General features: G+C 56.1%; 1 rRNA gene. It reads right to left on the bottom strand.

Annotated features, from left to right (window positions below):
* Window positions 1-32: 32 nt before the first annotated feature.
* Window positions 33-1,424: ribosomal RNA gene (locus GPJ59_RS36210) — 23S ribosomal RNA — on the bottom strand; the annotation flags it as partial.

Raw genomic sequence — 1,424 nt, 5'->3', positions numbered from 1 at the left:
CTTCAGAACTAACACAGTGGACGCGAGCAACTGAGGACAAGCCCTCGGCCTATTAGTACCAGTCAGCTCCACCCGTTACCGGGCTTCCACATCTGGCCTATCAACCCAGTCGTCTACTGGGAGCCTTACCCTCTCAAGGAGGTGGGAATACTCATCTTGAAGCAGGCTTCCCGCTTAGATGCTTTCAGCGGTTATCCCTCCCGAACGTAGCCAACCAGCCATGCCCTTGGCAGGACAACTGGCACACCAGAGGTTCGTCCGTCCCGGTCCTCTCGTACTAGGGACAGCCCTTCTCAATATTCCTACGCGCACAGCGGATAGGGACCGAACTGTCTCACGACGTTCTAAACCCAGCTCGCGTACCGCTTTAATGGGCGAACAGCCCAACCCTTGGGACCGACTCCAGCCCCAGGATGCGACGAGCCGACATCGAGGTGCCAAACCATCCCGTCGATATGGACTCTTGGGGAAGATCAGCCTGTTATCCCCGGGGTACCTTTTATCCGTTGAGCGACGGCGCTTCCACAAGCCACCGCCGGATCACTAGTCCCGACTTTCGTCCCTGCTCGACCCGTCGGTCTCACAGTCAAGCTCCCTTGTGCACTTACACTCAACACCTGATTGCCAACCAGGCTGAGGGAACCTTTGGGCGCCTCCGTTACCCTTTGGGAGGCAACCGCCCCAGTTAAACTACCCATCAGACACTGTCCCTGATCCGGATCACGGACCGAGGTTAGACATCCAGCACGACCAGAGTGGTATTTCAACGGCGACTCCCCCTGAACTGGCGTCCAGAGTTCACAGTCTCCCACCTATCCTACACAAGCCGAACCGAACACCAATATCAAACTGTAGTAAAGGTCCCGGGGTCTTTCCGTCCTGCTGCGCGAAACGAGCATCTTTACTCGTAGTGCAATTTCACCGGGCCTATGGTTGAGACAGTCGAGAAGTCGTTACGCCATTCGTGCAGGTCGGAACTTACCCGACAAGGAATTTCGCTACCTTAGGATGGTTATAGTTACCACCGCCGTTTACTGGCGCTTAAGTTCTCAGCTTCGCAACCCCGAAAGGTCACTAACCGGTCCCCTTAACGTTCCAGCACCGGGCAGGCGTCAGTCCGTATACATCGCCTTACGGCTTCGCACGGACCTGTGTTTTTAGTAAACAGTCGCTTCTCGCTGGTCTCTGCGGCCACCCCCAGCTCAGACAGCAAGTGCCTTCACCAGGAATGGCCCCCCTTCTCCCGAAGTTACGGGGGCATTTTGCCGAGTTCCTTAACCATAGTTCACCCGAACGCCTCGGTATTCTCTACCTGACCACCTGAGTCGGTTTAGGGTACGGGCCGCCATGAAACTCGCTAGAGGCTTTTCTCGACAGCATAGGATCATCCACTTCACCACAATCGGCTCGGCATCAGGTCTCAG

This window comes from Streptomyces bambusae (assembly GCF_019400985.1).
GTDB lineage: Bacteria > Actinomycetota > Actinomycetes > Streptomycetales > Streptomycetaceae > Streptomyces > Streptomyces bambusae_A.
This window is presented reverse-complemented; position numbering and strand designations above follow the sequence as displayed.